Here is a 7,950-nt window from a genome sequence, read left to right as displayed (position 1 = left end):
CTGGCTCAGGCTTTTTATCGCTTGGCTCATGGCAGCCCTGATGAGTTCATCCGCGCAATCGGATACTTCTCAGGTCGCCTGAAATCCAGCGCCAGCCGCGTGCCGCCGCATTATTCAGGGCCGACTACCTACCCAATGCAGTGCAAGAGCCTCAAAGTTGCCTGGATTGCTCTTGTATGACCGGACCTGTGTCGAAAGCGATTTGCGGATCGGATCATCAGCCTCATGAGCAGCCCGCCTCAGTCTCGAAGTGACTTCACCTTCCCCTGGTCCGTCGATCATCAACCGCAAAACGCCCTCCTCGAGAAAGTCGAGCAATTCTACAGGCTGTGTCTTCTGCGTTGGCGGTTCATCGAGACCTGCAGGCAGGCGGCGCGCCCCACGTTCGAGCGCACCGGCGCCGTGCTCGACCAGACCGTTCTCGCGACCGCCCTGATCGTTTTGCCCAAGGTGTTCGCCGGGTGGGATGCGCTGCGCCCCGCTTTGCTCTCGCACACACGGGCGCTGCTGCCCTTCATTCCGATTGCCAGCGCGGAGGACGAGGCGCTGGAATCCGATCCGGTTTGGGAACTCCTGGCCGAGTTCCAGGCGCTTGCACCGGACCAGCAGGACAAGGCCGCCAAGAACCTGGCTCTCCTGTGGGACCATTTCGAGCACATGTTCGGGGGCTTGAGCGGCTTTCTGGCGGAGCCGCAGATCGAACAATCCCTGCACCTCGACAAGCTGATGACGGCCTCGCGGCGGATGAAGGTTGCCCGCGGGTCGGACGTGGCTTTTCATTACGTCACGGTCGAGCTGATGCGGCATTACGTGCACTGCCTGCAGCTCGGACGGTCGGACCGGGCCGCGCTGACGCTGGCATCCAGCGTCGCTGCCCTGATCAACCACGGGCGCATGATGACGCCGGCGATTACGGCCGATGTGGAATCCTACCGGACAGAGCATGCGGCGGCCGCCTGAGCGCTAGCGCACGTGCGGTGTTGAGATGAGTCCACGCGACGAGAAGGGCCCGAGAGGCAGCGCTCCTCTCGGGCCCTTCTCAAGGATCGTTTGTGGACGTTAACGGCAGCGGCGCACGCGACGCGTGACGATGTCACCGTCAGGCTCTTCCTCGCGAATCACGACCGTCCGACACCGTTCGACGCTCCCGGTCGACAGGTCGTCCCTGTCGTAGCCGCGGCGGCGTTCGATGTAACGGCGCTCATAGCGGTCGTTATCCGGCCCAACGCGGACGCTCGGGCCATCGGGACCAACGCCGAACTGCACTTGAGCAGACGACGGGGTCGAAATTACGACGGTCGATCCAAGTAAAGCAGCAGCCAATAGCCAAGTTGAAGTCTTCATCATTCCATCTCCACGCCTGTGGCACATGGAAGCTCAACGCATTACTTCGCTTTACGTTTCATGAAACAAAAATGTCTTTGGCGACCCGCCGCGCAACCTTCAATGATCAGCGCGGCGCCGCCTCGATCTCGTTCTGCTCGACGACCCGCTCGATCAGCTCCGCCTGGCTCTTGATGCAGTAGAGCGGGACGCCTCCCGCCGTCGACGGCAGGAGGCGGAGAACCCGAAATAGGTCGTTCGGCAGATTGTGATTGGTCGATCGGGGCCGCACGACCTGGCCGACCTTGAACATATGCTCCATCATGGCACCCTCCAGGGACCAGGGGACGAAGCCATCATAGCAGTCCCGCGCCCCCACCGTGAGGCTTTGGCGGGAGAAAGCGCGGCTCCTGCGCGTCAGGCTCTGCGATCAGATCGGACCTCTCGGGATGTCGTGCCAGTAATCCCGCATCTCCTGCTCACGCTTGCGGTCGGGCCAGATCCGGTCGTCGCCGTAGAACGCGGGAGCGCTCTGCACCTGAGCTTCCGTCACGTCCGTGCGGTAGCCTTCGAGCTCCTTGTCGTAGGACAGCTTGTCCCACGGGACCGTATGATGATGAACCCCGATTCCCAGGAAGCCGCCGAAGGTCACGTCGACATAGAGAACCCGTCCGCTCACCTTCTCGATCAGCAGGCGCTTGATGGTGCCGATCTGCGTCCCCTCCGGGCCGTAGACGGCCGTGCCTTCCACACGGTCGCTCTCGATCACCGGATGCCAGGCCGCCGTCTGGTTGATCGGACCCCAGAGATAGAAGCCGTTTTCGATGATCCCGGCCGCCACGACGGCCCGGCTGACATTGAGCGTCCACTCATCATCGGGACCGACCTTCCGGTCGAGAGCCCAGGGCCCGTGTTCGGCCGGCAGCGTGTCGCCCGCCGCACTCTCCGTGAAGCCGCGCAGATCGGGAGTCGTCGTGGACCGGAACACGTAATACGTTCTCATGGGCGCCTCCATCCGACAGGATCGATCGCTCCGCACCCCTACCCTCATGGCTGTGTCGTCGTGCATGAGGTTATTTAAGTTTCAACCTCAAGGTCTTGAGCACGGTTCCTCGCATCTGCGAAAATCGAGGCACGACGCTGCCTTGCGCGACCCGCTTTGCCGCGTTGGAGCGCAGGTCTTTCGGTGATAGGCTCTCCTCAAGAAGCGCTTCGGGGCTCAGGGAAACAACAAGTGGTCGCAGACTTGGCAATATCCTTGCTCGTCGTTCTGGCCGGCGCCATCGGGATGCTCCTGCTGCTTCTCACGTGGTTCGGCGGCAGAACCATCACGCCCGAGATCGAGGGCGATCTCGACCCCATTCTCGGGGCACGGGACCCCATGGCCATCTACGAATCGCATGGGCCGTTCATCCCCATGCCGGCCCATTTGAAAACCAGCGATCAGATGATCGACTGGATGACCAAGGAACTTCCCAAGCTCACGGCGGAAATCGCGAACCCTCGGCCATAGAGCATCGGACCCAAAACCGACCCGCTCTCGGGTTCAGTTCCGATGCTCCTTCTCTCAAATGAGCGCATCGTCGGGGACGAAAAGCCGGAGCCACTGTTCGCTGAGCGGATCTCGGGTTCCGCTTGGCGTGCCAGCAAAGCAAGTGGCCCGACACCCGGGGTCGGGCGGCCTCAATCGCAGCGACGGACCCGCCGCGTGACGGTGCGGCCCCACTCATTCTCTTCCTGAATGGTGATGTTGCGGCAGCGACTCTCGTAGCGATCGTAACGGCGCTCTTCACGCAGCGCATCCCGGCGGCCGGCCTCATAGGCGCGGGAACGATCCTCCTGCCGACGCTCACGCCAGCGCTCGCGGCGCTCATAGCGCTCCTGCTCGGGATCGCGCACGCCGACCTGCGGACGACCATCGGGTCCGATGCCGAACTGGATCTGGGGCTGGGCCAACGACGGCGAGGCGACGAAGAGACATGAACCCATCGCGGCGACGGCAAGGAAAACGATTTTTCGCATTGGAAAAGTCCTATTCAACAATCGCAATCCAACGCCCGCTCACAAATGCGGTTCCAAACCGCTGCATGTCGTCAGTCAATTGCTCAATGAAAAAACAATGGAAGCGATAACATTTCAGGGAAACATCAAGGCCGAGATCAATACACTCATTGCATAGGCCAATGCCAGCAGGAGCGGCGCAAGCATCGCGGCAGACGCGAGCAGGAATACCGACAAGCTGAGGCTACGCATGATGTGGCTCCTTCAATGGTGAAGCCTGCAGCGTACCCGGAACCTGGGCCGCAACATGGCGCAACCTTGGCCAAACATGAGAAGCGCTGCAAAGACAGCGCTCTTATATAGCCTTGCCGAATGACAATGCGCGCGCTCCGCTCCTATCGATCGCGAACATCCGACAACGTGACATCAGCATGGTCGCGCGGTGTCGGACGTGTTGCGATGTAGAGCGCGACACTGCCCATGATCGCCGCGAGAACGACAGGCAGGATGCGACTTTCCGTAAGCCATAGGATCAAGGCATAAGACAGGGCAATCGTCGTCAGCGCATAGATCTTGGCATGCCGCGGAATCGCCCTTTGATCGCGCCATGCGGTCAGCAGCGGGCCGAACCGAGGATGGCGATAAAGCCGCTCGGCGAGAGCCGGATTCGACCGCGCGAAGCACCAGGCGGCCAGGAGCACGAAAGGCGTCGTCGGCAGAATCGGCAGAAAGATCCCGACGATGCCGAGTGCCAGGCTCCCATAGCCGAGACAGAGATAAAAGCGGCGCATCATCCAGCTTCTCGCAAGGACCGATCCGGAATGAGCACAACGCCCGATCGTTCGATCCTGTGCCTTAACGCATCGCGCGGAACAGGGTCCTCGAATTCTCGCTGATGCAGACCTTCGGCTCGCAGCAACGATGCTCCTTCACGATCCCTGCGCCAGCATCGTCTCGACGCTTGCGGCGATCTCCAGAAGCCGCCGGTCGTGACCATTTCGCGCCACGAGCATGAGGCCCACCGGCCGTTCGGTCCCGGGAATCGGCAGGGAGATGCCGGTGAGATCGAACTGGTTGCCGAACATGGTGTTGCGCAGGATCAGCCCGTCGGTCTTGTTGTAGAGCTTGTCGTCCGTTTCGAGGGGCGCGGTCAGCGGTGCCGAGATGGCGGTGGTCGGCAGCGCCAACACGTCGAGAGACGACAGACGCTCGTCCATGGCCGCGACAAGCGCATGTCGGCGGCGCAGCATGCGGATATAGACCGGCGCCGGCACGGTGCCGCTGCGCGCAATCCACCAGCGCACGCGCGGATCGATGTCCGCCGCCTTCTCGTCCAGCCAATCCGCATGAACTTCGGACGCCTCGATGGACGCGATGGAGGCAGCGACGGTGGCGTCCGCCATGATCTCGAGCAGATCCTCAATGCCGTGATCGACGATCCTCGCACCTGACTTGGACAGGAGCGTCAGCGAAGCCTCGAAAGCCTGCTCCACCATCGGCTCTGTTTGCGAGAACAGGCGTCCGCGCGGAACACCGATCCGCAGACCCGCCAAGGGATGCGGATTCAACACGCGCGGCTCTTCGCCCGCCATGACCGCATCCGTGAAGGCGCAGTCCTGAACGGAGCGGGCTAAAGGCCCGACGGAATCGAGGCTGGGCGAGAGTGGAAACGCGCCGTCGAGCGGCACGCGATGCGCGGTCGGCTTGAAGCCGACGACGCCGTTGAGTGCCGCCGGAATGCGGACAGAGCCGCCGGTATCGGTGCCGATGGCAATCTCGCTCGTGCCCTCCGCCACGGAGACGCCCGCACCCGAGGACGAGCCGCCTGGAATCCGCAAGGGATCGGCGGCATTGCCCGGCGTGCCGTAATGGGGATTGAGGCCGAGGCCCGAGAAGGCGAACTCCACCATGTTGGTTTTACCGATGATGACGGCACCCGCCTGGCGCAGGCGGCGAACGATGAGCGCGTCCCTGTCGGCGGGAGGCGCGTCGCGCAGAGCGATCGAGCCTGCAAGCGTCGTCTCGCCTGCCACATCGAAGAGATCCTTGATCGAGACGATCGCGCCGTCGAGCGGGCCGAGCGAGAGGCCTGCGCGCTGTCGCGCATCGGCCGCATCGGCGGCAAGACGGGCCGCATCCTCATAGAGGCGCAGAAACACCCGCTCGTCGGCCGCACGGCCGGCGAGGCGCGCCAGAATGGTTTCGACCTTGTCTCTGATCGTCGTCATGAAGGCACCGGATGAGTGGACAATGGCTTAAAAAATCGGTCGGGAATGACACCAGTACATTCCCTCCGCCGTCATGGCCGGGCCCGTCCCGGCCATCCCGATTGTTCGAAGCGCCGCGCTTAACCGATCGAGATCGCCGGCACAAGGCCGGTGATGACGTGGCGTGATATCCTCAAGCTATCATGCTCTTAAAGCTGACGCCCTCTTCCCTCACCGGGAACGACACGGCGTGTAACATGCGGTTCCTCATCACGATGCATAGCGCCCGCGGGCTTCATCCATGTCGTTCTGATCGGATGCCATTGTCGAAATCGGGAAGGTGATGACGCAGCGAATCCCCGTCGGCACGAAATCGAGCTTGATCTCGCCGCCCAGTTGCTGTGCGAGGCCGCGCTGGATCAGCTTGGATCCGAAGCCCTGACGCTCGGGTTTCTTGACGTGCGGGCCGCCGCTCTCGACCCATTCCACGAGAAGCGCGGGCTGGCCGGCCCCCGCGGTGACGGCCCACATCACGTGCACCCTGCCGTCCGGAACCGAGAGAGAGCCGTACTTGACGGCATTGGTGCCAGTTCGTGGACCGCAAGCCCCAGGGCCAGGACGGCGCCCGGTTGCAGGTTGATCTTCGGGCCCCGCAGGCGGATGCGCTGCCGCATCCCGTCCTGATAGGGCTCCAGCTCGTTCTTCAGCACGTCTTCCAGCAGCGCACCCTGCCATTGGGTGGCCGTGAGAAGGTCGTGGGTTTTGGCCATCCCATGCAGCCGGTCCATGAACGCGTTCCAGGCGGTCGGATCGCTGGTCTCGGCAGAACGTCTGGTCAGGGATGCTATCGATTGAACGGTCGCCAGGGTGTTCTTGACCCGGTGATTGAGCTCGTGGAGCAGAAGCGCCTGCCGTTCTTCCGCAAGCCGCCGCTCGGTGATGTCCTGGGACACGCCGACCATGGAAGTCTCTTCGTCCGATCCGCTTCTCATCCGGCCGCTGACCCTGATCCAGCATTCGCTGCCGTCGCGCCGGATCACACGATACTCCACGTGCAGATCCGACCGGGTTGCGAGCGCCTGCGCGACGGCTTCAGCCTGCATGGCGCGGTCGTCGGGATGGATCGACGCGACCAGATCGGCATACGAGAACGGCTCATCGGGTTCGCGACCGAAATGGGCGCGGCACGTGGGAGATGCGGTCAGAGCCCCCGTGGACGGCGTGTACTCCCAGGAGCCGAAATTGCCCGCATTGAGGGCCAGGCGCAGGCGCGCCTCGCTCTCGGCCATGTGGGCGAGCACCTCCTCCCGGTCCCGTTCGTGCTTGCGGATGCCCGTGGCCGCCTCGACGAGCGCCTTCTTGATAGTGTCGAATTCCAGAACCCGTGTGGTGGCCGGATCGAAGACCTCCTCCCCGCGTCCGAGGGCATGGGCCGCGGCCACGAGCTGGTCGACCGGTTTGGCGATGGAGCGGGAGAGCAGAACCGCCAGGAGAATGCCGCCCAGGATGACGGCACCGAGAATCGTGAGCCAGAAGAGGGAGCGCTGAGCCGATTTCGCTAGCTCCGCTTCCGGTATGCTGATCACGAAAGTCCAGCCATAGGCCGGCGACTGGCTGAAATAGGTGCGCACCGGGATGCCGTCCAGCGTGACGCTCCGAAGACGTCCTTCCTGCGCGGCCGCGAGGGCATCCTGAACGTAAGGGCTGGCGAGCTGCCCGACATACCGCTCCGGCGATCGGGAGCGAGCCACGATCCTCCTGCTGCGATCGAGCACCGCGGCGTTCCACCCATTGTCGATTCTCTGATCGCGGATGATGTCCTGGAAAGCATCCGGCGTGATCGCCAGCGACAGGATGTAGGCGACGCGCCCATCGAGGATGACAGGAGCATCGATGGTGACCAGACGCTGCCCCGTCAGTGAGCCCACATAGAGATCGGACACGAGCGGCCTGCGGGTTTCCTGAACGCGCCGCAACAGCTCCGGGCGATTGCTGTTCGGCAGGATAACGCCGTAGGGCACACGGGTGTTGAAGACGGTCCTGCTGCCGGGCTCGAAAAGAGCGATCCAAGAGGGTTCTGCGAGACCGGTGTTCTTCGCCCGGTGATAAAAATCTTCGAAGTCTCCTCTGGCGAGGCTGGACGACTGGGCCAGAACCTGCAGCGCCACCGCTGACTTCTCGATCTCGCGATCGAGCGACAGGCTCAGCGCGCGCGCCGTCTCCTGCATGCGCAGATCGGTGGCCTGCTGCTCGGCCCGGTAGCTGGAATAGAGACCCGCTGCGGCCACCAGAATGGTCGGCAGCGCGAGAACGAAAACCAGCCCCCACAACACCTGCCGCAACGAGGTGCGGGCTCCTTCAGGATGATTCCGGTTCGCTTGTCCAGATCTGTCTGCCGCCTCGGATCTTCGCCCTGTCA

11 protein-coding genes are annotated in these 7,950 nt (G+C 63.1%); 3 read left to right on the top strand and 8 right to left on the bottom strand.

What is annotated here, in order from left to right:
- Positions 1 to 180: hypothetical protein (locus FS320_RS47175; RefSeq protein WP_210252207.1), on the top strand; the 180-nt coding region annotated here is incomplete at its 5' end.
- A 45-nt stretch (positions 181 to 225) separates the two neighbouring features.
- Entirely contained in the window at positions 226 to 960 is a 735-nt protein-coding gene (locus FS320_RS16205) for a hypothetical protein (protein ID WP_152712881.1), read from the top strand.
- Positions 961 to 1,059: 99 nt separating this feature from the next.
- On the opposite strand, the gene FS320_RS16200 is transcribed toward FS320_RS16205, so the two are convergent.
- From FS320_RS16200 to FS320_RS16190, 3 genes are all read right to left on the bottom strand, one after another.
- The gene (locus FS320_RS16200) at positions 1,060 to 1,347 is read right to left on the bottom strand and encodes a hypothetical protein (protein ID WP_152712880.1); all 288 of its coding nucleotides are present in this window, start codon (positions 1,345 to 1,347) and stop codon (positions 1,060 to 1,062) included.
- Between the two features lie 103 nt (positions 1,348 to 1,450).
- Positions 1,451 to 1,648 (bottom strand): hypothetical protein, encoded by a 198-nt coding sequence (locus tag FS320_RS16195; protein ID WP_152712879.1) that lies wholly within the window; start codon positions 1,646 to 1,648, stop codon positions 1,451 to 1,453.
- A 105-nt stretch (positions 1,649 to 1,753) separates the two neighbouring features.
- Positions 1,754 to 2,326: a PRC-barrel domain-containing protein gene (locus FS320_RS16190; protein WP_152712878.1), complete on the bottom strand. Its 573-nt coding sequence runs from the start codon at positions 2,324 to 2,326 to the stop codon at positions 1,754 to 1,756.
- Between the two features lie 243 nt (positions 2,327 to 2,569).
- On the opposite strand from FS320_RS16190, the gene FS320_RS16185 reads away from it, so the two are divergent.
- Positions 2,570 to 2,836 (top strand): hypothetical protein, encoded by a 267-nt coding sequence (locus tag FS320_RS16185; RefSeq protein ID WP_152712877.1) that lies wholly within the window; start codon positions 2,570 to 2,572, stop codon positions 2,834 to 2,836.
- A gap of 170 nt (positions 2,837 to 3,006) precedes the next feature.
- On the opposite strand, the gene FS320_RS16180 is transcribed toward FS320_RS16185, so the two are convergent.
- The 5 genes from FS320_RS16180 to FS320_RS16160 form a co-directional block, all read right to left on the bottom strand.
- Positions 3,007 to 3,345: a hypothetical protein gene (locus tag FS320_RS16180; protein ID WP_152712876.1), complete on the bottom strand. Its 339-nt coding sequence runs from the start codon at positions 3,343 to 3,345 to the stop codon at positions 3,007 to 3,009.
- A 374-nt stretch (positions 3,346 to 3,719) separates the two neighbouring features.
- The gene (locus FS320_RS16175) at positions 3,720 to 4,118 is read right to left on the bottom strand and encodes a YbaN family protein (protein ID WP_420846738.1); all 399 of its coding nucleotides are present in this window, start codon (positions 4,116 to 4,118) and stop codon (positions 3,720 to 3,722) included.
- 135 nt (positions 4,119 to 4,253) lie between these two features.
- The gene (locus FS320_RS16170; RefSeq protein WP_152712875.1) at positions 4,254 to 5,552 is read right to left on the bottom strand and encodes an amidase; all 1,299 of its coding nucleotides are present in this window, start codon (positions 5,550 to 5,552) and stop codon (positions 4,254 to 4,256) included.
- Positions 5,553 to 5,801: 249 nt separating this feature from the next.
- Positions 5,802 to 6,062 carry a sensor histidine kinase gene (locus FS320_RS16165; protein WP_152712874.1) on the bottom strand — a complete coding sequence of 87 codons (261 nt, stop codon included), beginning with the start codon at positions 6,060 to 6,062 and terminating at the stop codon, positions 5,802 to 5,804.
- Positions 6,062 to 7,864 carry a sensor histidine kinase gene (locus FS320_RS16160; protein ID WP_338105371.1) on the bottom strand — a complete coding sequence of 601 codons (1,803 nt, stop codon included), beginning with the start codon at positions 7,862 to 7,864 and terminating at the stop codon, positions 6,062 to 6,064. Before FS320_RS16160 ends, FS320_RS16165 begins: the two co-directional genes overlap by 1 nt.
- Between the last annotated feature and the right edge of the window lie 86 nt (positions 7,865 to 7,950).

The organism is Microvirga tunisiensis (genome assembly GCF_009296175.1).
GTDB classification, from domain to species: domain Bacteria; phylum Pseudomonadota; class Alphaproteobacteria; order Rhizobiales; family Beijerinckiaceae; genus Microvirga; species Microvirga tunisiensis.
Note: the sequence above shows the minus strand (reverse complement) of the source record. Positions and strands in the feature narration are given on the sequence as shown.